The following is a 24,016-nucleotide window of genomic DNA, read 5'->3' as shown; positions in this document are numbered from 1 at the left end:
CCTTTTATACAATCTCGCGCGAGGGGCGGACAGCATAGGGCCGCGACGAACGTCGACAAGACCGAAAGAGAGAAACGATGGCGACCGAACTCGGGTGGCGGGAGAGCATGCATGCGGGCGGCGCATGTGACGGGATCCCGCGATGGGTGCGCGGATGGGTAAAGGCCGAGCGCGTGTCTCGATCGGATCGGGGCCGCGCATGAGCGACAAACCCGTTCTTGCCACCGGCGCACCGTGCGAACCGGCCGCGTCGACTGCGCCGCTGATGGCGCTGGCCTGCCTGATCGTCTTCATGGCGCAAATGGCGACGACGGTGTACCTGCCGTCGCTGCCCGTCGTCATGCGCGAATTGACGATGACGCAAGGCGGCGCCGAATTCTCCATTTCCGCGTATGTGATCGGCGCAGCATTGCCGGTACCGTTCTGGGGCGCTGCCGCGGAACGCTGGGGCAGGCGCGGCCCGTTGCTGATCTCGCTGCTGCTGTTCGTTGCCAGCAGCCTGCTGCTCGCCCTCTGCACGGTCGCGCCGGCGCTGCTCGTGTTGCGCGCGCTCCAGGGCATCGGCGGCGGCGGCGCGGCGATCATCGCCAGAATCATCGTCCGCGACAACTGGCGCGGCGACGAACTGGCGCGACGGCTGTCGGTATTGTCGATCGCCTTCATCACCGCGCTGGGCGGCGGCCAGTTCGCAGGCGGGCTCATCGGCCGATACAGCCATTGGCAAACCGGTTTCGTACTGATGGCCGTCATCGCCGCGCTGGCGATCGCCCTGTCGTATGCGTTGCCGCTGAAGGCGGGAAGCCGCACCGCGGCCACGTCGGGCATGGCCGGCACTTACTGGATCCTGCTGCGTCGCCCGGGTTTCCTTTGGCCGGCTTGCGCGGGCGGGTTGGGGTTCGCAACGACCGTGACCTTGCAGGAAGTGAGTCCGTTCGTGTTCCAGGAGCATTTCAGGCTGGCCGTGACGAGCTTCGGCAGTATCGGCCTGTTGCTCGGTGTCGCCTATTTCAGCGGCGCGATGCTGGTCAATCGCCTCGTGAAGCGGCTCGGCGGCGTGCGGTTGATGCATGCCGGCGCCGCGCTGGTTGCGCTCGCAACCACGTCGATGCTGGCGTCATCGCTGGGTGGCCTGCTGGCTCATTTCAGCGGCCTGTGGATCTTCATCGCGCTGTATTGCCTCGCGATTTTCGGCCAGGCGGTGCTGTTTCCGAACAGCATGGCGACCGCCGTCAGCGATGCGCACGAACACGGCGCGCATGCGATGGCCTTGTGCGGTTTCCTGCAGCAAGGTCTGGCGGGCATCGCGGCGACCGCCGCGGTGCTGCAGCACCATGGCGGCACGTGGACGCTCGCCGTGTTCGTGCTGGGCGCACTGACGTGGCTGGTGGTGCGGTTCAAGGTGAGGGCCGGCCAGGCGGCGGACGTCGACGGATCGTCCAGCGGCCCCACGCGATAGCTTGCGTCGCGCCGCTCGAGCGAACGATTCGTAGAATGCATGACCTCGTGCGTCGCTCTGAAGGCTTTCGCTACGAATTCAGCGGCGCCGCCATCGAAAGCGAGAATCGAACAGCCATTAAAGGTTTCATTGGAGTATCGGGAATGGCAACAATCAAAATAAATATTTAATAAAGCAAATAGTATCGGGCGCCTCACCCCGACTTCACTTCATTCGTCCCGCGCGACCCATGCCGCGCACCGCCTCGCCCAGGCGTCACGGGCCTCTCCGGCACATTCCACCGATGCAGGCTTGTCGATCCCGCCATCGCTGCCGACAAGATCATTTCGAATTTCTCACCAAACCATGACTCGATTAACAGCGATGACAGAAAAAATTAAACTGTCAGAAAATATCTTGTAATTATAAAAATGACCTTCTAGCATCCCTCTGCGGTTCGTGACATGTCTTAAATCAAAGTTTGTACTTGATGCATTCCTCGAACATCACCCACTTATAACCCGGGGGATTACATGAAGAAACTGTCTCGTCTGCTGTCCATCTCCGCGATTACCGTCGCGAGTCTCAGTGCTTTTGCCCAGGCCGGTGACCAGTCGGCTGCGGTCGACAAGGCACTGCAACTGATCCAGCAGAACCCGTCCGCCTTCAGTCTCGCAGCCGGCGGCGCAGCACGCACGTTGAAGTTCGCCGGGCCGCAGGCGAGCGCGCCGGCGGACGGCGATCAGTTCCAGGTGCGCGACGTGATCGTCGACCCCGACGGCACCGAGCACGTGCGTTTCGACCGCTTCTACGCGGGCCTGCCCGTGATCGGCGGCGACGTGGTCGTCCATTCGAGCAAGGGGCAGTTGAAGCAGGCGAGCGTGACGCAGCTCGCGCCGATCAATCTCGCCGGCACGATCGGCAAGGTCGGCAACCGCGCCGTGGTACGCAACGCACCCGACATCGGCGCTGCCCGGGTCAAGCGCATCGCAGCCGCGCGTTTCGACTCCGACGTGCGCCGCGTCGGTGATGCGGAACTCGTCGTGTTCGCACGCGACGTCACGCCGACGCTGGCCTACGCGGTGCGCGTTTACGGCAAGGCGACCGATGTGCACGGCGACGCGGTGCTGTACTACGTCGATGCGCGCACCGGCACCGTGCTCGATGCACAGGACCTGATCAAGACGGCCGCCGCGACCGGCACCGGCCGTTCGTTGTACTACGGCAACCTGACGCTCACCACGGACCAGACGGGCACGAACGCGTACCGGATGCTCGATCCGAGCCGCGGCTCAGGCTCGGTCTACGACGGCCGCGGGCTGACCTCGGACGACGTCGAGCAGGCGACCGACCTGCCGATCTTCACGAGCAGCACGAACGTGTGGGGCAACAATACGACCACCGACCGGCAGACTGTCGCCGCCGACATCGACTATGGTCTCGCACTGACTTGGGACTACTACAAGACCACGCACAACCGCAACGGCATCTTCAATGACGGCCGCGGCGTGAAGAGCTACGCGCACGTCGTATTCAACACGGGCAGCGGCACGACCGGCGCGAATGCGGCGTGGCTGGATTCGCACGTGATGGTGTACGGTGACGGCCAACCCGGCACCAGCCTGCCGAAACCGGTCGTGTCGGTCGATGTCGCCGGCCACGAAATGAGTCACGGCGTGACCGAGGCCACGGCCAACCTGAACTACTCGGGCGACGCGGGCGGCCTGAACGAGTCGACGTCCGACATCTTCGGCACGCTCGTGAAGTACTACGCCAACAACCCGAACGATCCCGGCAACTACGTGATCGGTGCGCGCGTGGTGAGCGGCGGCCTGCGCAAGATGTACAAGCAGGATCTCGACGGCCGGTCGTTCAGCTGTTACCCGTCCGGCGGATTCTCGTGGTCGAATCCGCGCCACGATCCGCATTTCACGTCGGGCGTCGGCAACCGCCTGTTCTACCTGCTCGCGGAAGGCCCGACGGTGCCGTCGACCGATACCGGCCTGACGAAGGCGCAGCTGGTCTGCAACGGCGACACGACCTTCAGCGGCGTGGGTCGCGAGAAGGCCGGCAAGATCTGGTACCGGACGCTGACCGTGTATCTGAACGCCAACTCCAGCTACCCGAACGCACGCCGTGCATCGATCCAGGCAGCGAACGACCTGTATGGCACGAACTCGCCCGAAAGCGCAGCGGTCGCTCGCGCGTGGAGTGCGGTCGGGGTGAATTGATGGCGCTCGTGTGAGTGCGTCGAATGCCCGAGGGTCGCGTGGCGGACCCTGCGCTTCGGAGTAGTGCGAACCAGTCGAAGCCGCACGATGCCCGGGCGAATGAAGGGCAGAGGTTGATCGACCGCCTGCGATTGCAGGCGGTCGTTTTTTTGAAGTCCGGCTTTCATTGCACCCGCAGCATTACCCGTCGCCTGCACCCCGCATCAGGCAGGCCAGCCATCGCCCGCACCCCCGCTATCCCGTCCCGCGTCGTGCCGGCGCTTTTTCCCGGAAAAAATATCTGCCGGCAATCGTTTGCGCCCGGCCGTGCGGCGTTCAGTTTATTCATCGCATGCCGATATCTCGGGGGCGCGCCTGATCGAAGCGGCATTGCCCCCGCCGCATCGATCGGGAATGGCATCAGCCCATGCGACGGATAGGGGAAGAAAGGTTTTGGTGACAGTTTTCGGGTGCATCGTTCATCGGCACAATCACTGGCTGGTGTTGCTTGCCGCACTGCTGTGCGGAGGCGGCTCGTGGGTTACCGCGCGCCTGTTCCAGCGCACGGTGAACACCTCCGGCACGCAGCGGATCGGCTGGCAGGTGCTGACGGCCATTTCGGCCGGCGTGGCGATCTGGTGCACGCACTTCATCGCGATGCTCGGCTTCGAAGCCGGCGCGCCCGTGCACTTCAACCTGCCGCTCACGCTCGTGTCGCTGCTCATCGCGGTGGTCGGCAGCACGATCGGCTTCGCGCTGACGACCTGTCGCATCGTCAAGGTCGCGCCTGCGCTCGGCGGCGCGATCGTCGGCGTGGCCATCGTGCTGATGCACTACACCGGCATGCTCGCGTGGCGGGTCGAAGGGATCGTGTCGTGGGACGTCGGCTACCTGATCGCGTCGGTGGTCCTGGCGATGACGCTCGCCGCGCTCGCGCTGCACCTCGCGATGCGGCCGTCGCCGCACGCCGTCAACCAGATGGCCGGCGTGCTGTCGCTCGCGATCCTCGCGTTGCATTTCACCGGGATGTCCGCGCTGCGCATCACGCCGCTGGTGCTCGACGGCAACTGGGCCGACGTGAGCGAACTGCGTCCGCTCGCGCTGGCGGTTGCGGGCACGTCGCTCGTGATCGTCTGCACGGGGCTCGTGAGCTATGTGATCGACAGCAACGTGCGGGCCGAATCGCTCGAACACCTGCGCCGGCTGGCGCTGAGCGACATGCTGACCGGCCTGCCCAATCGGGTCAGCTTCAACGAGCGGCTCGACCTCGAAATCGCGCTTGCGCAGGAGCAACGCACGAAGCTCGCGCTGATCGGCATCGACCTGAACCGCTTCAAGGAAATCAACGACCTGCGCGGCCACCACGCCGGCGACGAAGTGCTGCGCATCCTTGCGCGCCGCATGGCGAACCTGCTGCGCGAAGGCGAATTCGTCGCCCGCATCGGCGGCGACGAATTCGCGGCGCTCTGCCGGATGGACGACGACACGCGCCTGATGGATCTGCTCGAACGGCTCGAGCCGGCGCTCTACAAGCCGGTCAGGCTGGACGACTACGAGGTCGTGCCGGGCGCGAGCTTCGGCGTCGCCGTCTACCCGGACGACGCCACCACCAAGGCCATCCTCATCAACAACGCGGATCTCGCGATGTACCGCGCCAAGGGCAGCATCGCGCAATCGATCTGCTTCTACGAGCCGGCGATGGACCTGATCGTCCGCGCGCGCCGCAGCCTCGCGGCCGACCTGCGCCGCGCGGTGGCCGACAACCAGCTGAGCGTCCACTACCAGGTGCAGGCGTCGCTCGCGACCGGCGAGATCCGCGGCTACGAGGCGCTGCTGCGCTGGCAGCACGCGACGCTCGGCACGATTCCGCCCGCCGAGTTCATTCCGCTCGCCGAGGAAAACGGCGTGATCCTGGACATCGGCGCATGGGTGCTGCGCGAGGCCTGCGCGCGGGCAGCGACGTGGGAGCCGCCCTATGCGGTCGCGGTGAACGTATCGGCGGTGCAGTTCATGCACGCGGACCTGACGACGCTCGTGGCGAACGTGCTCGAAGAAACCCGCCTGCCGGCGTCGCGCCTGCAGCTGGAGCTGACCGAATCGACGATCTTCGCCGGCCGCGAGCGCGCGCTGGACACGCTGCGGCAGATCAAGGCGCTCGGCGTGAGCATCGCGCTCGACGATTTCGGTACCGGCTATTCGTCGCTCGATACGCTGCGCTCGTTCCCGTTCGACCGCATCAAGCTCGACCAGTCGTTCGTCGCGGACGCGGAAGCGAAACCGCAGGATCGCGCGATCATCCGCGCGGTGCTCGCGCTCGGCAAGAGCCTGGGCATTCCGATCCTGGCCGAAGGCATCGAGACGCGCGACCAGCTTGCGCTGCTGGCCGACGAAGGCTGCGACGAAGTGCAGGGCTACCTGCTCGGCAGGCCCGCTCCCCTCAACGAGATCGTCGGCAGCGGGCAGATTGCGCTGACCGGCGGCAACCGCGCCCGCACGGCGGCTCCTGCGTCCGAATCGGCCGTCGAGGCCGATCTCGACCCGGGCCCGCGCGGGTAACCCTCGACGCCGGACACGGCAGCCCGCCCCCGGGTTGCAGCCCGCAGGCTCACATGAAAATGCTCTACTCACGGATGGCAAGACTGGCAAGCATCGCGGCGCCGGCCCGGAACCCGGAGCTGCTCGCGGCGCAATACCGGGTATTCGCCGGCCAGATCCCGGTGTCGTACCTGATCCTCATCTCGAGCACCTGGAGCCTCGCCGTCACGCATTTCGGCAGCACGCCGTGGTGGCTGTCGGTCGCGATGCCGGCCGCGATGACGCTCGCGGCGCTCGCGCGGCTGCTGCACTGGCACCGCACCCGGCTGCTGGAACCGACGCCGGACGCCGTGATGCGCGCGCTCACGGTCACGAACTGGGTGGTGATCCCGGTCGCGGTGACGTTCACCACCTGGGCGCTGCTGCTGTTCCCGTACGGCGATGCGTGGCAGAAGGCCCAGGTGGCGTTCTACATGGCGATCACGGTGATCGGTTGCGTCTTCAGCCTGATGTACCTGCGTACGGCCGCACTGGGCGTGGCCTTGGTCGTCAACGTCGCGTTCATCGCGTTCTTCCTCTCGACGCGCCAGCCGACGCTCGTCGCCACCGCGGTCAACATGGCCTTCGTGTCGGCGGCGCTGATCGCCGTCATCTCCGTCAATTACCGGGGCTTCCTGCGTACCGTCGATGCGCAGGCCGAATCGCGTCTGCGCGAGCAGGCGCAGACGCGGCTGATGCGGATGATCGACGACATGCCGGTGGCCGTGATGACGGCCGACCCGGAGACGTTCCGCATCAATTACCTGAACGCGACGTCGCGCAACCTGCTGCGCTCGATCGAGCACCTGCTGCCGATCCGCGCGGACGACGCGCTCGGCGCGTCGATCGACTTCTTCCATCCGCACCCGCAGCACCAGCGCCGCCTGCTCGCCGATCCCGCGAACCTGCCGCATCGCGCCCGCATCCCGCTCGGGCCGGAAGTGCTCGACATCCAGGTCTCGGCCGTGCGCGACGCCCAGGGGCGCTACATCGGCCCGATGCTGTCGTGGTCGATCGTCACGCAGCAGGCCGAGGCGGAGGCGCGCATTCACCAGCTCGCGCATCACGATTCGCTCACCGGCCTGCCGAACCGCGCGACCTTCCTGGCCGAATTCGACGCGAGCCTGCGCCGCTCGGACAAGGTGCTCGCGCTGCTCTTCATCGACCTCGACGGCTTCAAGCTGATCAACGACGCGTGCGGGCATTCGGCGGGCGACGCGGTGCTGCGCCAGGTCGCCGAACGCCTGCGCGGGCAGTGCCCGGAGCCGGCGATGATGCTCGGGCGCATCGGCGGCGACGAATTCGCGGTGCTGCTGCGCGACACCGATGCGGATCGCGCGATGGGCGCGGCCGCGCGGCTCGTCGACACGCTCATCGCCCCCTATGCGCCGTCGCCCGACCGGCCGTTCCGCATCGGTGCATCGATCGGCTGCGTGCTGGCGCCGCATCACGGCAACGACGCCGGCGTGCTGCTGTCACGCGCGGACATGGCGCTCTATGCGGCCAAGAAAGCCGGCAAGGGCACCTACCGGATGTTCTCGCCGGACATGGAAACGAGCGCGCAGGAGCGGGTCGCGCTCGAATCGAAACTGCGCGTCGCGCTGGACGAGAACCAGGGGCTGTACGTGTTCTACCAGCCGATCGTCGATGTCCTCACCCGCCGGATCACGACGCGCGAGGCGCTGCTGCGCTGGCATCACCCGCGCGCCGGCTGGATTTCGCCGGGCCGCTTCATTCCGGTGGCCGAGCGCGGCGGCCTGATCGACCGGCTCGGCCGCTTCGTGCTCGAGCAGGCTTGCCGGGAGGCGGCGCGCTGGCCCGACGGCGCACGCGTCGCCGTCAACGTGTCGGCGGGGCAGCTCGGCCACGGCACGATCGCACCGATCTTCGCGGCCGCGCTGGCCGGCACGGGCCTAGCACCCGACCGGCTCGAAATCGAGGTGACGGAAACCGCGCTGCTGCACGACGAGGGCAAGGCCATCGCGGACCTGCGCGCACTGCGTTCGATGGGCGTGCGCGTCGCCCTCGATGATTTCGGCACGGGCTTCTCGTCGCTCGCGCATCTGCGTGCGTTCCCGTTCGACAAGATCAAGATCGACGGCAGCTTCGTGCGCGATGCGGTCACGCGCCCGGACTGCGCGGCCGTCGTGCGCACGGTGGCCGATCTCGGCAAGCGCCTCGGCGTGACGACCGTCGCGGAAGGCGTCGAGACGGAGGAGCAACTGGCGTGCATCACGGATGCCGGCTGCCGCGAGGTGCAGGGTTTCCTGATCGGCAAGCCCGCACCGGGCGAGCAGGATGCGCCGGCCATCCGCTGGATCGAGCGGGCCGCGCTGGCGGCGCAGGCCACGGCCAGGCAGGCGTAAGCGGCGGCGAGGCGGCCAGCGCCATCGCAACGTGATTAACGGGATTGCGTCGCTGAAACCGGCGATCTTGCGCGGCCGCCCGATCCGGGAATGCGTCAAACGCTCGCCGGTATCACGTGCCGGCTTTTCCGCCGCCATTCCTGGCGCTTGATAAAACGAGCAAAGACAGCGGGTGGGTTCAGGGTTTTGGCGGGCTGAAACAATTTGTTACAAAGAGCCGATTTCGCCCCCCTTGAAGTGAGCGATGCGCACCTCTATTTCGCTTTCCGCCAGACAGTGGTACGGCTGCCCGGCAGCGACGCTTGCGTCGCGATGCCTGGCAGGCGGATTCCTTTTTCGAACCTTTAATCGCTCAGGAGATGAGAATGCAGATTCGTCCCCTCTACGACCGGGTTATCGTCAAGCGAATCGAGACGCAGCGGACGACGGCTTCGGGCATCGTGATTCCCGATTCGGCCGCGGAAAAGCCCGAGCAGGGTGAAGTCGTCGCGGTCGGCAGTGGCCGGCTGCTGCAGGATGGAACGCTTCGCGCGCTCCAGTTGAAAGTCGGTGACCAGGTTCTATTCGGCAAATACGCGGGCCAGACGGTCAAGGTCGATGGCGAGGAACTCCTCGTCATGCGCGAAGAGGACGTCATGGGCGTCTTCGACGCCGAGTCCGGCGCGTCCCGCAAGGCCGCCTGAGATACCGGGCAGATCGCGTACCCCGCACGGGGTATTCGCGATGCATCGAATCAACGACTTCTATCCAGAGCAAGAAGATGAGTGCAAAAGACGTCAAATTCCACGACAGCGCCCGCGCTCGTATCGTCGACGGCGTGAACGTGCTGGCCGATGCCGTGAAGGTCACGCTCGGGCCGAAAGGTCGCAACGTGGTGATCGAGCGCAGCTTCGGCGCGCCCACCATCACGAAGGACGGCGTGTCGGTCGCGAAGGAAATCGAGCTGAAGGACCGCTTCGAAAACATGGGCGCGCAGATCGTCAAGCAGGTCGCATCGAAGACCGCCGACGTGGCCGGCGACGGCACCACCACGGCCACCGTGCTTGCGCAGGCGATCGTGCAGGAAGGCATGAAGCACGTTGCCGCCGGCATGAATCCGATGGACCTCAAGCGTGGCATCGACAAGGCCGTGGCGGCCGTGCTGGATGAACTGCGCAAACTGTCCAAGCCGATTTCCACGAACCGGGAAATCGCGCAGGTGGGTTCGATCTCGGCCAACTCCGACGAGGCGATCGGCAAGATAATCGCGGACGCCATGGAGAAAGTCGGCAAGGAAGGGGTCATCACGGTCGAGGATGGCAAGTCCCTCGAGAACGAGCTGGATGTCGTCGAAGGGATGCAGTTCGATCGCGGCTACGTCAGCCCGTACTTCATCAACGATCCGGAAAAGCAGGCGGCGTATCTGGACGACGCGCTGATCCTGTTGCACGACAAGAAGATCTCGAACGTCCGGGATCTCCTGCCGATCCTCGAGGCGGCCTCCAAGGCAGGCAAGCCGCTGCTGATCGTTGCCGAGGACGTCGATGGCGAAGCGCTGGCCACGCTCGTGGTCAACGCGATGCGAGGCATCCTCAAGGTCGTGGCCGTCAAGGCGCCCGGCTTCGGTGACCGGCGCAAGGCCATGCTCGAAGACATCGCCATCCTCACCGGCGCCACCGTCATCTCGGAAGAAACCGGCAAGCAACTGCAGAAGGCCACGCTCGAGGATCTCGGCGGCGCGAAGCGCGTCGAGGTTCGCAAGGACGACACGATCATCATCGACGGTGCGGGCGACGCGCAGCACATCGACGCGCGCGTGAAGTCCATCCGTGCGCAGATCGAGGAAACCACGAGCGACTACGATCGCGAGAAGCTTCAGGAACGCGTGGCGAAGCTGGCCGGCGGGGTGGCCGTCATCAAGGTCGGGGCAGCAACCGAAGTCGAGATGAAGGAGAAAAAGGATCGCGTCGACGATGCGCTGCATGCCACCCGCGCGGCGGTCGAGGAGGGCATCGTGCCGGGTGGCGGCGTGGCGCTTCTGCGCGCGCGTTCCACGGCGACGAGCCTGAAAGGCGCCAACAGCGATCAGGATGCGGGCATTCAAATCGTGCTGCGCGCGCTCGAAGCGCCGCTGCGCGTGATCGCCGCGAATGCCGGGGATGAACCGTCGGTCGTCGTGGCGAAAGTGCTTGAAGGCAAGGGCAACTTTGGCTATAACGCGGCCACCGGTGAATACGGCGATCTTGTCGAGGCAGGTGTGGTCGATCCGACCAAGGTCACGCGCACGGCATTGCAGAACGCCGCATCGATTGCCGGGCTCATCCTGACGACGGACGCGACGGTCGCCGAAGCGCCGAAGGACCCTAAACCGGCGCAGTCGGTCGCACCCGAGTTCGAGCACTGACCGCGGCAGCGGGTCGTGTACGCGCCGGCCAACAGTCGCGGCCGGCGCAAGTCGTTTGGCGCCGCAGGCTGCCCCAGGACATGCGGCGCCCTTTTTTGCCGAAGATCGACATGAAACTCGAACTTTGCATTGACTCGAAACCGCTCGAGATCGAGCTTGACGACGTCGTGGCAGGACTGCTGGCTGCTCGGCTCGATTTGCCGGCAAACACCGATCACCGGGACGCCATCACCCGTTATCTGAACGAGAAGGGGGCGCCCTGGAGCCTGGACGCGGAACACATGCGCCGACGTATCGTTCGCCGACTGATCCTCGATATCGCGGATCCGGCACTCGTGATCGGCTATCTGATGGCGAACGACTGAATCGGCCGGGCCGGTTCCAGTCGGCTCGCGGGGCATGATGTGCATGAGGCGGCCCGCCGTCCCGGTGCCCGTCATCCGGAATTCTGGTGCGAGATCGAGTCGGGCTCGAAGCACGACGCAGTGCGATATGCGTCGAGCGCTTCCGGCCTCATGCGTCGCGCGGCAGGGGAAACCGGATCAGCCGATTTCGATCGTGCGACTGGTGGACCTGGCCGGCTCCGATTTCGGTACGGTCAACGTGAGGACACCGTTGTCAAACTTTGCCAGGGTGTGATCGGGGTCGGCATTTTCCGGCATCGGGATCGTGCGCACGAAGCTTCCATGGGCGCGCTCCAGCCGGTAGCAACCGTTTTCTTCACTGCGCACGTCCTGCCTTTTCTCTCCGCGCAGCACGATTGCCCCATCCTCGACGCTCACCTTCAGATCTTCGCGCTCCATTCCCGGCAACTCGGCGGTCACGCGCAGCACCGGGCCTTCATCGACGACGTCGATGCGCGGCTGGAAGCGCGATGAACTGAAGTCGCCAAACCACCGTTCGAGCGTGCCGTTGCCGGCGAACGGGTCATGCAGGAATTCCTCCATGGCGCGCCATGGTTCTCGTGAAAACAGTCTCGAAACGTCGGGCCACGACGCACGCCACGACTCGCCTGCCGGCGTACTGTCCGGGCCTTCCGCATCGGGCTTGCGGGTGGCCCCGCGAAGGAACTTGAAGGGGTTCCACTTTTTCGGATCGACATTCATGGCGTCCTCCGATTGATCTCCAGTCTGTTTCGAGCCTGGCGTAGCCAGCCGGTGCGGACACGCGCGCCGTGATTCGCTTCACGCGGATCGTGCGGATCCGGGGCGCGTGTCCTCACCCATGCGCCTGCGTCAACTCAGGCAGCGAAGCCTCGCCGATCCTGTTCTGCGTCGACGCAGGGGCCGCGCTGCGCCTTGGCTCATGACGCGTCAGCCGGTCTTGACTTCGATGCGTCGTGGACGCGCTTCGTCGCGGCGCGGGATCGTCAGCTTCAGCACGCCGTCCTGAAGGCTCGCCTCGATCCTCGACGAGTCGAGATCCGCCGACAGCGTAAACGTGCGGGCGAAATGCGGCTCCCGAACCTCGGCATGCTGAAGCCGCAGATTTGCCGGCGTCGGCACCACAGCCTCGGCCTCGATCATGAGGCTGCTGTCGTGAACCTTCACGTCCAGCTTGTCCTTCGTCACGCCGGGCAAATCGGCCCACAGCGTGACGCCTTGACTGTCCTCGTACACGTCGACGGCCGGCACGAGTGTCATCCGGCGCACGGGCTGTTCGGTTTCGCGACGCGCAACGGCGGACGAGTCGCGTTCCGTCATTTGGGTCGTGTCTTTCATGATCGGCTCCTCCTCTTACTGGACAGCGATGGCGCGCGGCCTCGACGATTCACGCTTGCCAATGCTGATCGATAGACACCCATTTTCGTAGCGCGCCTGGACCTTGTCGGGATCGGCGGCCTCGGGCAGCTCGATGACCCGCCGGAACGTCCCGGCAAAGCGCTCTTGCGCATAGGTGCGGCGCTCACCCCCGGCGTCGGGTTGTGCCGGTTTGCGTTCGCCGCCGATGGTCAGCAGCCCCTTGTCGATCGACACATCGAGCGCTGCGGCGTCGACGCCGGGCGCGAACGCGACGATCTCGATTGAATCGTCCGTCACACCGATATTGATCTGAGGGAAAGTGCCGAAACGGCTTGCACGAATGCTGGACGGGAACCCGCCGAAGCGTTCCGCCATCTGCTGCCGCAGGCGGTCGAACTCGCTGAAGAGATCGGTTCCGAAATAGAGATCGCTCATGATCTTATCCTCCTCGCATGCAGCATGGAGGCGAACGGGCCTACGCGCTCCAGTTCGCCTGCCTGACTGCGTGGCAAACAAATCGAAACACGCAGCGCGCGGAATGAAGCGACCCGCGCGTCTGCCTGAGCGAAACCTAAGATAGGAATTCTGCGGAGAATTTCAAGGGGCAACCGTCATTTTTTTGCACTTGAAATTGCTGCGCTGGACCCTATCATCGCGGCGAATCGGTACTGCATGACGGAGGACGCGATGGAATTCGACACGGATTGGCTTACGCTCGGCAGGCATCGTATTCGGCTGCGTTCGACGCGGGGGTTTCCGACCGAGTCGATGCGCACCGTGGCGGAGGTCGTCCGGCTTGCGATCGACAACAACATGAGTGCGCGAGCGCGGCTCGTCGAGGTCGTCTGCCGGCAGGAAAAGACTTACGACGTCGTCGTCGGCACCACGATCGCGGAGGACAAGTCTTGTGCGCCGCAACTCGAAGCGGCCGTGGCGGTCGTGCTGGGCCTGTTGCCTGACCAGATCAACATCACGGTCACGCCCGTCACGCAGAAGGAGGTCGATCTGCACTTCGGCGTGTATGAGCGGATGCTGTCGGAGAAGCTGGGTACGACGTCGCCGATCCAGTGATCGACCCGGCCCGCGATGCGTCGCCGGCGCCGTTCGGTTTCGGTATTCGACACGCGCCGGTTCATGCGTGAACGGACCGGCGCAGGTGTTCGCCTGGAACGGCAAAGCGACGAAGGGGCGGAGCGCGGTGACGCGTGACCGTGGCGGGCGCCGCGCAAACTGAACTCGAAGTGCTGCTTCTTGTCCATCACCATCATGAGTTGCCTGCGTCCATCGCTGCCTTGAGGCGATGGAGCGGGCGGCCCGAGTGCCGCCGCTGCGGGGCATGCGGCAAGCAATGCGATGGCGGGGAATTCGCATCGCGCGCTGCGTCATCGCAGCGACATCTTTCTCGCGTAAATCTATGGTACTTCGCCAGTCGGCGAGGTACCGTTTTCTCAAGGAATACCGACCATGGCGGCAAAACGCCTTCGCATCAACATGATTACCCGTCGCCAGTCGACGTTCGATGGCCGGCATCTCGACACCGAGGCGGTACGCCGCTTCGACGCGCACACGCAGGACGCGACGCCTGCTCATCTGAAAGTCACGCAGGGCGCCGAGGCCGAATGGCTGCCGCGCGTGAAGGTCAGCGAACGATAATCCGGTGCCGCGGGACGAGCCGCTGCGCGATAGCGACGATCTCGCCGTGCGGCGGCTTTTTCAATTGCAGGCCAGCTCGTGGCCAGCACGGCAAGGTTGGCGAACAACGAGCCCACCGTCCAGCCGAACTGCGGCCACGACGCGTCGAAACCGCGATGCGCATGGGTGCGCGTCCCCTCCATCGACATCAGGGCCGAGTCGCCCCGTTCGCCCCCCACGCCGACGCCCCGGATGAAACGCAATGCCGTGGAGATAACGGCGCCCGGATGCCGATCGCGGCGGCAAGTCGGAAAACCGAAGCAAGCGGCGATGCGATCGAGATGATCGAGGCGATCGGTGGTCGACCGACCAAGCCTCCTCACCATTTATGCATCTTTCAACCAGGGCATTTCCACGGGCGACACGACCAGTTGCCGGAATTCGCGTTTCAGATCGAAGATGAACCCGACCAGGATCATGGAGTCGGCGTAAGGGATCGGAAAGACATGCGGATTTTCCGGCGTACGCAGCGGGCGCTCGGGGCTGTCGGCCGTCGCCGCGGCGTTCTCGCGCACGCTTTCCAGTTCGTCGGCCATGGCCGGGCCACTGATTTGCAGCACACGGCTACGCAGGTCACTGAAGGGCTCGATGCGCGCAGCGTCTTCGTGGTATTCGGGCACTTCGTATACGAACCAGGACATTTTCGTCTCCTGTGAGAAGGGGCGCTATTCTAACGCCGCGCGAGGATGCACCGAGCGTCGCGCGGCGGAATTCCTGGACTGGTTGGTGTCGTCAGCCCGAAGCTTTCACTGTAGTCAATCGGACTGAGTGCCCCAAGCGAGATCCTGATCCGTTTCTCGTCGTACCTGCGCGGCATCGGGCATCGTGTTCGCGCGCCCGGTTTACCCCTCCTGCCTGACCGCGGTAGACATGTACTGTTCGCGGACTGCCAGCCCTCCGTATGGCAGGTGCGATGCGGTGACCGTCGCTACGTAATCCGAATAGGCGTAGCTCACCCGTGCAACCGCCACGGGTTTGCCTATCAGCGATTCCAGCGTGGTATCTCCAGACACGGATGTGGGTGCGCCGAGCGCATCGTGCAGATTCCGGACGGCGATCTGCCAGCTCCGTCGTGTTTCATCTGCTGACATGTCGCGACGGTACACATTGATGGCCATCAACGTGTGATCCGGCGCGAAACTGAACCATATCTCGCTCACGGGTGGGCCATTCGAGCCGAGCGATTCGGCAGGCACGCCTCGGCAGCGCAGGTAGCGCAAGCCGCGGGACAATTCGAGGCACTGCGCGTTGTATCGCGACATTCGTTCCGATACTTCTGCTTCCGTACTGCGATCGAGCTGCAGGCCGAACGCAGGGCGGTGGGCGGCCGCTGATACACCTCTCTCCTGCAAAATGGCTTTGTTTCGAATCGACAGCACCGTTCGGGAATCGACGGAATCAACCGGACACTTCACGCCAAGCTCGGTGAGGAGCCGTCGCCCTTGTGTCGTGTGCAGCCAGCCGATCCCGGCAACACTCACGGCGATTGCCGCAGCGACCCACGCGATCACGTGGGTCCTTCGCACCGCCGTCAGCCCGTACATGATGTTGCAACCGTCGGGGGAAGATACACGGGGCCGCCGGGTGTGGCGCTGATGATGGTATTACGCAGGTTGAAGAGGATAGGTACCGCACTGAACTGGAATTTTGTGCCGACCGGGATGCCGGCAGCGTTTTTCTCGGTGAGCGTGTACGTTCCATTTGTCGTCGACGTCAGTGCGGCAAAGTCCGCGGCCGAGAGCTTGCTTTGCAGCGTCGCGACGAGATCCACCATGAACTGGTCGAACACGCAGCCTGGAACGCCGACGTCGTTATGGGCAGCCGTCATGTCCTGACACATCTCCGGCTGGGCGTCGATGTCTCCGGCCACCTTGACAGGGCCAGGGTAGGTGTACGGACCGCCGAGGAGCGATTCGAACTGCAGCGTGAGACAGGCTTCAAGCCGTGCTGGCGTGTCATGGGCTGCGCTGCTGTGGCTCGCGTTACCTGTTACAGCCGCAAAATAGGGCGCTTCGACCGGGTCCGCCAAAAGGCCTGCGACAGCCGCATTGACCACGCCGGCCACTACGCCGGGGGCCGCCGAATCACCGCCGAGCGCGGTCCAGATGGCCAGATTCTCCGGATGTTGCGCTGCCACGGGCGCAATGTCGTCTCCGCCTCCGCAAGCGCTGAGCGCGAACGGCGCCGCTGCGGCAACGACGATACCGATGAAAAGCTTCATAAGTTGTCTCCTCTGAATGCCATCGCGACGCCATTTCCCGAGGTGGGACGCCAAGCACCTTGGCTGGATGACATTTGCAGATACGGTGGCGGAGCGAGAACGGATGCAGTGGCGATTGAAGATGCGAACGGTTGTCGACGCCCTCGGCATTCCCTGGATCGCGGATCTGTCCGCGATGAAGTACTCATCGCGCATCCGCTGCGCGGTTCGACTCGTATCTCCGATTGCTTCCAGTCAACGGCGGCAATCTTTCGGAGAACGAAAATGAAATCTTGCAGCAAAGCAAAACTGGGTGGTGCGGCGCTCGCCCTTGCATTCGCAACGTGCGTGTACGCGCCTGCCACCGAGGCAGGATCCATGTCGATGGAGCAGACGGTCGAGGTGGGTGGCGCTGCGATGTACCCGTCGAGGAACATCGTCGAAAACGCGGTGAATTCTCACGATCACACGACGCTGGTCGCTGCGGTCAAGGCGGGTGGGCTGGTCGACACATTGTCGAGCAAGGGGCCCTTCACGGTATTTGCACCGACCAACGACGCATTCGCCGCGTTGCCGGCCGGCACGGTGCAGACGTTGTTGAAGCCGGAGAACAAGGCGATGCTCGTCAAGGTGTTGACGTATCACGTCGTATCCGGACGGCTCACGGCATTCGACCTTGCCAGGGCGGTCGAGCAAGGTGGCGGCAAGGCAACGCTGAAGACGGTCGAAGGCGATTCCCTGATCGTCAGCCGTGGCGCGAACGGGCTGGCCGTGACCGACGACAAGGGCAATGTCGCGCACGTCACGATCGGCGATGTCATGCAGTCCAATGGCGTGATTCACGTGGTCGACTCCGTGCTGATGCCCTGATGCTTCAGCCTGTATCGGGAGGAAGGCGTGATGTGCGGAAGCAGGCCGTGCGCGCTTGCACATCACGTCGCCCCCGGTATGTCGTCGGGGCGCCCCGTCGCACGGTCGAGCCCGGCTAGCGATCGAAGGTCACTTCATTTGGCTCTGTGTATTCAGGATCTCTACCGAACTGAGGGCGCGCGCGCGTGCAACCTGGTGATCCACGATCGGGAAGGGATAAGTTGCGCCGAGCGCGATGGATGCTTCCCGCAGCGCTTCAGCGGAGGCGGTCCATGGGCTGTGGAGTGTTTCGGCGGGAAGTGCAGACAGTTCGGGCACCCACCGCCGCGTGTATTCGCCGCTCGAGTCGAACTTTTCCCCCTGCAAAACAGGATTGAAGATTCGAAAATACGGGGCTGCGTCGGCGCCGCTTCCTGACACCCATTGCCACCCGGCGGGATTGCTCGCCTCGTCCGCATCAACCAGCGTATCCCAGAACCATGCTTCGCCCTCGCGCCAGTCGATCAGCAAGTGCTTGGTGAGAAATGACGCTGTCACCATGCGCACGCGGTTGTGCATCCAGCCTGTGTGCCAAAGCTCGCGCATGCCGGCGTCGACCAGCGGGTATCCTGTTTTCCCCCTTTGCCACGCGCGAAGCGCCTTGGCGTCGGTACGCCACGGCATGGCGTCAAACTGACGCCGGAAATTGACCTGATGAAGGGGTTCGCAGTGGTAAAGAAGGTAATACGAGAATTCTCTCCATCCGAGTTCACTGAAGAACTTGTTCAACGACTCATTTTTGGCATCGTCAATGCGAACAACTCGCCTGCTTCGCATCGCGTCTACCGCTGATAACGTCGCGTACCACACCTGCCGGGCCGAGATATTTCCGAAGCGAAGATACGGAGAGAGCCGGCTCGTCGCTCGAGTGGCCGGAAAATCTCGAGCGCCGGCATAATCGGAAAACGAGTGTTCAATGAAGGCCTCGAGTTGATGCCCGGCCGCTTCCTCGCCGCATCGCCAGGTTGCACGCAGGCCCTCCGCCCAGTCCGGCGTCGAGGGCTGCAGTGCAAGCTCGGGAAGCGTACAGACGTGTGCGCTGACGTTTCTGGAGACAGGAAAGAACGTGACCCGGGCGGGCGCCGACAGTGGGCACGGCGGGAAAAAATTATCGCGGCGAGCGGCTCTCCAGTACGCGCTGAATACCTGGAACGGCAAGCCGTCGCGCGTGGCCACTGTCCAGGGTTCGCGCAAAAGATGGCCATTGAATGTCGACACGTCGATGCCGCGCCCGATCAGGTCTTTCTTGATCGATGCATCCATTTCCGTTTGCGCTTTCGAGTAGCGGCGATTCCAGAAAACCATTGCCGCCCGGGTCTCGACGGCGAGGCTCCTGATGGCTTCGTGTTCGTTACCGCGAAGCACGAGCAGCGAGCCGCCGAGAGCGGAAAGCGAGTCGTCGAGTTTTTTCAACGACTCGTGCAGCCACCACTTCTGCGCGCCCCCCATGGCGCGCCCGAGCTTCGGGGCAGGGTCGTAGACGTAGACGCAAACAACAGGATGGCCGGTACTGACCGCATGAGAGAGTGCGGGATTGTCACTGAGTCGTTGGTCATCCCGAAACCATACGATAACGGGGCGGGATTCATAAGGCAGTTCGGAGCTTGTCATGTGTGGTGCCTGAGAAGGTACGTTGGCAATTTGAACGGGATCGGAGATAACGCTGGCTTGCGACGCTCCCGGCTCTATCCGGCGCGGGCGTCATTCATGTCGCCTGCGCCGATTGGCGGAGGAGAAGGGGGCGTTACGCCATCCCAATGGCTTGCAATCGCAAGCGCGGCCGGCAAGATGAACGCCCAGCCGGTTGCGAGAACGACGAGCGCTGCAGCCGAGTCTTTGAAATGAACGGCCCCCAGCGCCGCACCTGCGCGAAAGGATGCGGGGCCTGCGAATGCGCCGACGAGCGCCGAGACGAGTGGTCGCGCCCGAAGCCAGAGCAGCACGGTGTTGAGTTGAATCGCGAACAGCGCCCACAGCCCCGCGAGCCAGTACGGCGCTGTACCGTTGAGAAGAACGCCGCTCGGGTACACGAGCAGGCCGGAATGTGCAACGGCGCTGTCCCATAACCATCCGGACACCGTGACCGTGATGACGATCCGCGCCTCGGATGCGGGCCGACGCGCGAAGAGAAGATGGCCGGCTGTCGCGATCAGCGCATAGGTGACGCCCCACGCCGCGTGATGCGCTGCGGCAGTCATCACGCATACCAGCCATCCTGCCTGGGTCGTCGCGAGATAGATGTACACGCGAGCGGCGCCGGACTTTTGCGTGCTCGACGTCAGTTGATTCGGCGCGCTCCTCATGATCGTTCGCGCGGGATCATCGGTAACGGCATGGTCGCCATGCCGCCACGTCGACGTTGCATCTCGGGGAAAGTGGCAGGTAGAACGTTCATGGCAGACGGATCTCACTATCGTCGACGAGCGGACTCGCCACCGGACGGTTGCTTTGCAGCGAGCGATGGTCGGCATTCCGCGTTGATTCACCTATCCATTCACATACGACTCTCCGTTGCGGACGGATGCACTTGCGCAGGAAAGATCTGGATGCCGTCAAGGGGCGCGGTTGCCATGCGATGCATGCATCCGCTTGCGCGCAAGCGCCGTAAACCTCGTACCAGGCGGCGGATGCGGCCGGAATCGTCAGGAATGGGGATCTCCATGAACATGAAAGCCGGGCTTGTCGTCCTGTCGGTGCTGCTCGCGGCCGGTCTCCTCTCCGCGTGCAGCCCGGTGCGGCTCCTGAATGCGCTGACGCCGAGCTACACGTTCAGTCTGTTCGCAGGTATCCCGTACGGATCCGGCGAACGCCAGGTGCTCGACGTCTATTTGCCCACGCGCGTCTTGCATCACTGGCCGGCCGATGCGAGTGCGGGCGCCCCGGTGGTCGTGTTCCTTTACGGCGGAAGCTGGCAGTCCGGCGAGCGCAAGGACTATCTGTTCGTGGGCGAGGCGCTCGCGTCGAGGGGCTTTGTTGCCGTCTTACCCGACTACAGGACGTATCCGGCGACCACCTTTCCCGGTTTCGTCGACGATGCGGCGCAGGCGGTCGCGTGGGCACGCGAGCACGCGGTTGCGTTCGGCGGCGATCCCCGTCGCCTGTTTCTGATGGGGCATTCCGCGGGTGCGCAGATTGCCGCATTGCTTGCGACCGACGGCCGCTATCTGGCGGCTCAGGCGATGCGGAAGAGCGATATCGCCGGCGTGATTGGCCTGGCCGGGGCTTATGATTTCCTGCCGCTGCGCGATACCACGCTTGAAAGGATATTCCCGCAGGAAGTGCGTGCCGCGAGCCAGCCAATCCGGTTCATTCAGGGTACGGAGCCGCCGATGTGGCTGGCCACCGCGGAGAACGACACCGTGGTCGAGCCCGGCAACACGACCCGCTTCGCGCGAGCATTGCAAGAGAAGGGCGACACCGTCGTGGTCATGCGTTACCGGAACGTGGGCCATGCGTCGATCGTCGGTGTTCTGGGCGCGCCGTTGAGAGGGATGGCGTCAGTGCTCGACGATCTCTCCGCGTTCGTGGATCGAGTCGCGCATGCGTCGAATGCCGGAACCACGGGCAGGCCGCCGGCATCGCCTGCCGCAGCGGCTCGTTCTTCCGTTTCGGCTCAGTGATCGACGCAAGCCCTGCATTGCACGCGAAAGAGCATCGCCACCTGCCGTCGTGGGCAGGTTGGAACAGCCGGCGGCGCGTGCCGCGCTACAGCGCCTTCAGTTCCGGCGTCGTCCCGCCCAATCCCTCTTCGCGGAGAATGACGGCAAGCGCCGTCTCGAGCAATTCGGCTGCCCGGTTCGCTGCGTCTCCAAGGTGGCGGTGCAGCAGCGCATCTGCCGGCGATCGCGACACGCATTCGTCGCTGTATCGCTCGAACGCACTGAGCTGCATGATCAATTCGGAGAGGTGACGCGGACACTCGCATTTGACGGTGGTGGACAGGCCGCTGAGCGACGCGAGCGTCGCCTCGTCGAAGCGTCGCCGCGTGCGCAGCCAGAGCCCGCGATCCGCGTCATTCGATTGGCGCGACTTGACGACGGCTTGCGCCAGTTTCGAAATGATCGATATCGGGTTGGTCTGGCCTTCCGTCGACCGGAACAGCTCGAACCCCGACAGACGCGCCAGCTCGACCGCTTCTGCCGTGCCGAACCCGTATACGACGGCCACGGCGTGCGCGTTGAGCTGTTGCGCCAGGGCAGCGAGCTGCGAAACGACATCCTCATGGAGCGACGTGGTCGTCGCGATGAGGGCATCGACCGACGTACCCGCATGCGCGCTCGCGTCGTCGATGGAGTCGATTCGCGCGGCGATCCGGATTCCCATTCGCTCGATCGCGGCTTCCGGAATCGAAAGCGCGCCGACGACCGCGAGGCTCACACTTGCCTCGTGAAACGCCGGGTCACGCGTATTCGTCAACGACAACGCCTCGAGTTCCTCGCGGCTCAGGCTGGCGATCGACCCGATCGCGTGGCCCTGATTGACGAGCGTTTTCAGCAATCGAATGCGCTGGACGTCGTCGTCCGAGTACAGCCGTTGTCCGGACGGCGTTTTGGGCGGCGCAACCACGCCATAGCGCCTTTCCCAGATTCTCAGCGTGGCTGCCGGCATGCGCGCCAGGCGCGCGGCCTCGCCGCTGCGATAGCGATGGGGCGTATCGCGATCCTTGCGAGGGGGCATCGTTGCTCTCCTGAAGTTGACGTACTGTTGTCTCAGGATTGTACGCAGTTTGCGTGAAATACGAAGCAGGAAAGTGATTCAACGTGCGGATTTTCGTCCGAAAAGGTGGTTCGCGAAGCGCGAGCCGGCTAGAATGCTTCGAAGCGGTGCCGCTCGGTGTCGCGAGGTCGGTCGGGACGCGCGCGGTGCCGGGCATACGGTGGGTCAAGGTGTTTCGTTCGACGCGCACGCGCAGGTGTCTCGACAACCCAGGCGGCGATCATCAATCGCGAAGCGTCCCATGAAGACTTTAAGGCTTGTCCTCGGCGATCAGCTGGACCCGAATCATCATTGGTTTTCCGATGTCCGGGCCGAAACGATCTACGTGCTGATGGAAGTTCGGCAGGAAACCGACTACACGCTCCATCACGCTCAGAAGCTGATTGCGATCTTTGCGGCGATGCGTCGCTTCGCGACGCTGTTGCGCGATGCGGGCCATCGCGTGCACTACATCGAGATCGACGACCCGCTCAATCGTCAGGCCATTCCCGCCAACCTGGACAGTGTCGCCGAGCTTCACGGCGCAGCGTGCATCGAGTATCTGCTGCCGGACGAATGGCGGGTCGACCAGCAACTGAGCGCTTATGCGGCAGCGGCGAACGTGCCGGTTCGCGCGGTCGATACCGGTCATTTCCATACGACGCGCGACGAGGTCGGACATGTGCTCGGAACCGGCCGATCATGGATCATGGATCGCTTCTACCGGAGCATGCGCGTGCGGCATCGCGTATTGCTCGACGCGCAAGGGCGACCGGCAGGCGGCCAGTGGAACTACGATGCCGAAAACCGCCAGGCATGGCCCGGCTCGCCCGCGGAACCGGCCGACTGGCGTCCGCATCACGATCATCGCGCGCTGTGGCAACAGATCGTTGCGGCGGGCGTGCGCAGCTTCGGGGAGCCGTCGGCCGGCGACTTCCGCTGGCCCGTCGATCGAGCCGAAGCGCTCGCCTGCCTCGACGCCTTCATCCGGGATGCGCTGCCGTTTTTCGGGCAGTTCCAGGACGCGATGCACGGGAGCGCGCGGCGCCTGTTCCACTCGATGCTGTCGTTCGCGCTCAATGTGAAAATGTTGAATCCGCGCGAGGTCGTCGCGCGGGCCGAGCACGCGTATCGCAGCGGCGCGGCGCCGCTTGCCGCGGTCGAAGGGTTCATCCGGCAGATACTCGGCTGGCGCGAGTTCGTGCGCGGCGTGTACTGGGCACGCATGCCGGGCTATGAAAACAGCAACGCGTTCGGTCATCGCCGCCCGTTGCCGCATTGGTTCTGGGATGGCCGCACGCGAATGGCCTGCATGTCGCACGCGCTGCGGCAGTCGCTCGAAGACGCGCATGCGCACCATATCCTGCGGCTGATGGTGATCGGCAACTTTGCGCTGCTGGCCGGGCTGGATCCGCACGAGGTGCATGAGTGGTACCTCGGTGTCTACATCGATGCGTTCGAATGGGTCGAGATGCCGAACACGCTCGGCATGAGTCAATACGCCGACGGCGGGGCAATGGCGACCAAGCCGTACGTTTCCAGCGCCGCGTACATCCATCGGATGAGCAATTACTGCAAGGGCTGCGCGTACGACCGCAATGCGCGAACCGGCGCGCGCGCATGCCCGTTCAACGCGCTGTACTGGGATTTTTTCGACCGGCACCGCGGCGCGCTGCAGCACAACAACCGGCTCGGGATGGTCTATCGGCAGCTCGCGCGCTTTGATGACGAGGCGCTCGAAGCGATTCGCATGCAGGCGGACACTGTGGTGCGGAATATCGAATCGCTGTAGGCCGTTCCGTCATCGGCC

Annotated in this window: 21 protein-coding genes and 1 pseudogene; 12 read left to right on the top strand and 10 right to left on the bottom strand. The window is 64.3% G+C overall.

What is annotated here, in order from left to right:
• Window positions 1–199: 199 nt before the first annotated feature.
• The 8 genes from FFS49_RS07370 (at window position 200) to FFS49_RS07340 (ending at window position 11,333) form a co-directional block, all read left to right on the top strand.
• Window positions 200–1,456, top strand: a complete 1,257-nt coding sequence (locus tag FFS49_RS07370) for an MFS transporter (RefSeq protein ID WP_224755654.1) — start codon at window positions 200–202, stop codon at window positions 1,454–1,456.
• A gap of 35 nt (window positions 1,457–1,491) precedes the next feature.
• The gene (locus tag FFS49_RS42910) at window positions 1,492–1,626 is read left to right on the top strand and encodes a hypothetical protein (RefSeq protein ID WP_258181724.1); all 135 of its coding nucleotides are present in this window, start codon (window positions 1,492–1,494) and stop codon (window positions 1,624–1,626) included.
• Between the two features lie 342 nt (window positions 1,627–1,968).
• On the top strand, window positions 1,969–3,666 hold the full coding sequence (locus tag FFS49_RS07365; protein ID WP_105817090.1) for a M4 family metallopeptidase: 1,698 nt from the start codon (window positions 1,969–1,971) through the stop codon (window positions 3,664–3,666).
• 435 nt (window positions 3,667–4,101) lie between these two features.
• Window positions 4,102–6,201 (top strand): EAL domain-containing protein, encoded by a 2,100-nt coding sequence (locus FFS49_RS07360; protein WP_226285419.1) that lies wholly within the window; start codon window positions 4,102–4,104, stop codon window positions 6,199–6,201.
• Window positions 6,202–6,254: 53 nt separating this feature from the next.
• The gene (locus FFS49_RS07355; protein WP_105817088.1) at window positions 6,255–8,585 is read left to right on the top strand and encodes an EAL domain-containing protein; all 2,331 of its coding nucleotides are present in this window, start codon (window positions 6,255–6,257) and stop codon (window positions 8,583–8,585) included.
• A gap of 365 nt (window positions 8,586–8,950) precedes the next feature.
• Window positions 8,951–9,268, top strand: a complete 318-nt coding sequence (locus FFS49_RS07350) for a co-chaperone GroES (RefSeq protein WP_046546942.1) — start codon at window positions 8,951–8,953, stop codon at window positions 9,266–9,268.
• A 77-nt stretch (window positions 9,269–9,345) separates the two neighbouring features.
• Entirely contained in the window at window positions 9,346–10,968 is a 1,623-nt protein-coding gene (gene groL, locus FFS49_RS07345; RefSeq protein ID WP_039369946.1) for a chaperonin GroEL, read from the top strand.
• A 110-nt stretch (window positions 10,969–11,078) separates the two neighbouring features.
• Entirely contained in the window at window positions 11,079–11,333 is a 255-nt protein-coding gene (locus FFS49_RS07340; RefSeq protein WP_105817157.1) for a hypothetical protein, read from the top strand.
• 177 nt (window positions 11,334–11,510) lie between these two features.
• Here FFS49_RS07340 and FFS49_RS07335 read toward each other — a convergent pair whose 3' ends face one another.
• The 3 genes from FFS49_RS07335 to FFS49_RS07325 all read right to left on the bottom strand — a co-directional run bounded on the left by FFS49_RS07335 (window position 11,511) and on the right by FFS49_RS07325 (window position 13,145).
• Window positions 11,511–12,074 (bottom strand): Hsp20/alpha crystallin family protein, encoded by a 564-nt coding sequence (locus FFS49_RS07335; RefSeq protein WP_105817087.1) that lies wholly within the window; start codon window positions 12,072–12,074, stop codon window positions 11,511–11,513.
• 207 nt (window positions 12,075–12,281) lie between these two features.
• Complete coding sequence (locus tag FFS49_RS07330; protein WP_071335981.1) at window positions 12,282–12,689, bottom strand: Hsp20/alpha crystallin family protein; 408 nt, start codon at window positions 12,687–12,689, stop codon at window positions 12,282–12,284.
• Window positions 12,690–12,704: 15 nt separating this feature from the next.
• Complete coding sequence (locus FFS49_RS07325) at window positions 12,705–13,145, bottom strand: Hsp20/alpha crystallin family protein (RefSeq protein ID WP_105817086.1); 441 nt, start codon at window positions 13,143–13,145, stop codon at window positions 12,705–12,707.
• Window positions 13,146–13,397: 252 nt separating this feature from the next.
• Here FFS49_RS07325 and FFS49_RS07320 point away from each other — a divergent pair, with 252 nt between their 5' ends.
• A complete protein-coding gene (locus FFS49_RS07320; RefSeq protein WP_071336318.1) occupies window positions 13,398–13,781 on the top strand; it encodes a hypothetical protein in 384 nt (127 codons plus the stop codon).
• A gap of 653 nt (window positions 13,782–14,434) precedes the next feature.
• Here FFS49_RS07320 and FFS49_RS07310 read toward each other — a convergent pair.
• The 4 genes and pseudogenes from FFS49_RS07310 to FFS49_RS07295 form a co-directional block, all read right to left on the bottom strand.
• A pseudogene (locus FFS49_RS07310) lies at window positions 14,435–14,626 on the bottom strand (MFS transporter); the annotation flags it as partial.
• Between the two features lie 102 nt (window positions 14,627–14,728).
• A complete protein-coding gene (locus FFS49_RS07305) occupies window positions 14,729–15,043 on the bottom strand; it encodes a hypothetical protein (RefSeq protein WP_039369963.1) in 315 nt (104 codons plus the stop codon).
• Window positions 15,044–15,244: 201 nt separating this feature from the next.
• The gene (locus tag FFS49_RS07300; protein WP_137909726.1) at window positions 15,245–15,913 is read right to left on the bottom strand and encodes a hypothetical protein; all 669 of its coding nucleotides are present in this window, start codon (window positions 15,911–15,913) and stop codon (window positions 15,245–15,247) included.
• A gap of 20 nt (window positions 15,914–15,933) precedes the next feature.
• Window positions 15,934–16,623 carry a hypothetical protein gene (locus FFS49_RS07295; RefSeq protein ID WP_137909725.1) on the bottom strand — a complete coding sequence of 230 codons (690 nt, stop codon included), beginning with the start codon at window positions 16,621–16,623 and terminating at the stop codon, window positions 15,934–15,936.
• A gap of 357 nt (window positions 16,624–16,980) precedes the next feature.
• On the opposite strand from FFS49_RS07295, the gene FFS49_RS07290 reads away from it, so the two are divergent.
• On the top strand, window positions 16,981–17,472 hold the full coding sequence (locus FFS49_RS07290; RefSeq protein ID WP_223274486.1) for a fasciclin domain-containing protein: 492 nt from the start codon (window positions 16,981–16,983) through the stop codon (window positions 17,470–17,472).
• Window positions 17,473–17,601: 129 nt separating this feature from the next.
• Here the strand turns inward: FFS49_RS07290 and FFS49_RS07285 are convergent, their stop codons facing one another.
• Both FFS49_RS07285 and FFS49_RS07280 read right to left on the bottom strand, forming a co-directional pair.
• Window positions 17,602–19,122 carry a deoxyribodipyrimidine photo-lyase gene (locus FFS49_RS07285; RefSeq protein ID WP_105817081.1) on the bottom strand — a complete coding sequence of 507 codons (1,521 nt, stop codon included), beginning with the start codon at window positions 19,120–19,122 and terminating at the stop codon, window positions 17,602–17,604.
• Between the two features lie 74 nt (window positions 19,123–19,196).
• Window positions 19,197–19,757, bottom strand: a complete 561-nt coding sequence (locus FFS49_RS07280) for a DUF2878 domain-containing protein (RefSeq protein WP_226285420.1) — start codon at window positions 19,755–19,757, stop codon at window positions 19,197–19,199.
• A 414-nt stretch (window positions 19,758–20,171) separates the two neighbouring features.
• On the opposite strand from FFS49_RS07280, the gene FFS49_RS07275 reads away from it, so the two are divergent.
• Window positions 20,172–21,131, top strand: a complete 960-nt coding sequence (locus FFS49_RS07275) for an alpha/beta hydrolase (RefSeq protein WP_105817079.1) — start codon at window positions 20,172–20,174, stop codon at window positions 21,129–21,131.
• An 85-nt stretch (window positions 21,132–21,216) separates the two neighbouring features.
• Here FFS49_RS07275 and FFS49_RS07270 read toward each other — a convergent pair whose 3' ends face one another.
• The gene (locus FFS49_RS07270; protein WP_105817078.1) at window positions 21,217–22,188 is read right to left on the bottom strand and encodes a MerR family transcriptional regulator; all 972 of its coding nucleotides are present in this window, start codon (window positions 22,186–22,188) and stop codon (window positions 21,217–21,219) included.
• A 280-nt stretch (window positions 22,189–22,468) separates the two neighbouring features.
• On the opposite strand from FFS49_RS07270, the gene FFS49_RS07265 reads away from it, so the two are divergent.
• Window positions 22,469–23,998 carry a cryptochrome/photolyase family protein gene (locus FFS49_RS07265; protein ID WP_105817077.1) on the top strand — a complete coding sequence of 510 codons (1,530 nt, stop codon included), beginning with the start codon at window positions 22,469–22,471 and terminating at the stop codon, window positions 23,996–23,998.
• Window positions 23,999–24,016: the final 18 nt, after the last annotated feature.

It is taken from the genome of Burkholderia sp. 4NA327C6, from assembly GCF_005502655.1.
GTDB lineage: Bacteria > Pseudomonadota > Gammaproteobacteria > Burkholderiales > Burkholderiaceae > Burkholderia > Burkholderia contaminans.
This window is presented reverse-complemented; position numbering and strand designations above follow the sequence as displayed.

What these genes read in the sequence shown, in the direction of transcription:
- FFS49_RS07370 (WP_224755654.1), top strand. Translation starts at nt 200, where the DNA reads ATGAGCGACAAACCCGTTCTTGCCACCGGCGCACCGTGCGAACCGGCC.
- FFS49_RS42910 (WP_258181724.1), top strand. Translation starts at nt 1,492, where the DNA reads ATGCATGACCTCGTGCGTCGCTCTGAAGGCTTTCGCTACGAATTCAGC.
- FFS49_RS07365 (WP_105817090.1), top strand. Translation starts at nt 1,969, where the DNA reads ATGAAGAAACTGTCTCGTCTGCTGTCCATCTCCGCGATTACCGTCGCG.
- FFS49_RS07355 (WP_105817088.1), top strand. Translation starts at nt 6,255, where the DNA reads ATGAAAATGCTCTACTCACGGATGGCAAGACTGGCAAGCATCGCGGCG.
- FFS49_RS07350 (WP_046546942.1), top strand. Translation starts at nt 8,951, where the DNA reads ATGCAGATTCGTCCCCTCTACGACCGGGTTATCGTCAAGCGAATCGAG.
- groL (WP_039369946.1), top strand. Translation starts at nt 9,346, where the DNA reads ATGAGTGCAAAAGACGTCAAATTCCACGACAGCGCCCGCGCTCGTATC.
- FFS49_RS07340 (WP_105817157.1), top strand. Translation starts at nt 11,079, where the DNA reads ATGAAACTCGAACTTTGCATTGACTCGAAACCGCTCGAGATCGAGCTT.
- FFS49_RS07335 (WP_105817087.1), bottom strand. Translation starts at nt 12,074, where the DNA reads ATGAATGTCGATCCGAAAAAGTGGAACCCCTTCAAGTTCCTTCGCGGG.
- FFS49_RS07330 (WP_071335981.1), bottom strand. Translation starts at nt 12,689, where the DNA reads ATGAAAGACACGACCCAAATGACGGAACGCGACTCGTCCGCCGTTGCG.
- FFS49_RS07325 (WP_105817086.1), bottom strand. Translation starts at nt 13,145, where the DNA reads ATGAGCGATCTCTATTTCGGAACCGATCTCTTCAGCGAGTTCGACCGC.
- FFS49_RS07320 (WP_071336318.1), top strand. Translation starts at nt 13,398, where the DNA reads ATGGAATTCGACACGGATTGGCTTACGCTCGGCAGGCATCGTATTCGG.
- FFS49_RS07305 (WP_039369963.1), bottom strand. Translation starts at nt 15,043, where the DNA reads ATGTCCTGGTTCGTATACGAAGTGCCCGAATACCACGAAGACGCTGCG.
- FFS49_RS07295 (WP_137909725.1), bottom strand. Translation starts at nt 16,623, where the DNA reads ATGAAGCTTTTCATCGGTATCGTCGTTGCCGCAGCGGCGCCGTTCGCG.
- FFS49_RS07290 (WP_223274486.1), top strand. Translation starts at nt 16,981, where the DNA reads ATGTCGATGGAGCAGACGGTCGAGGTGGGTGGCGCTGCGATGTACCCG.
- FFS49_RS07285 (WP_105817081.1), bottom strand. Translation starts at nt 19,122, where the DNA reads ATGACAAGCTCCGAACTGCCTTATGAATCCCGCCCCGTTATCGTATGG.
- FFS49_RS07275 (WP_105817079.1), top strand. Translation starts at nt 20,172, where the DNA reads ATGAACATGAAAGCCGGGCTTGTCGTCCTGTCGGTGCTGCTCGCGGCC.
- FFS49_RS07270 (WP_105817078.1), bottom strand. Translation starts at nt 22,188, where the DNA reads ATGCCCCCTCGCAAGGATCGCGATACGCCCCATCGCTATCGCAGCGGC.
- FFS49_RS07265 (WP_105817077.1), top strand. Translation starts at nt 22,469, where the DNA reads ATGAAGACTTTAAGGCTTGTCCTCGGCGATCAGCTGGACCCGAATCAT.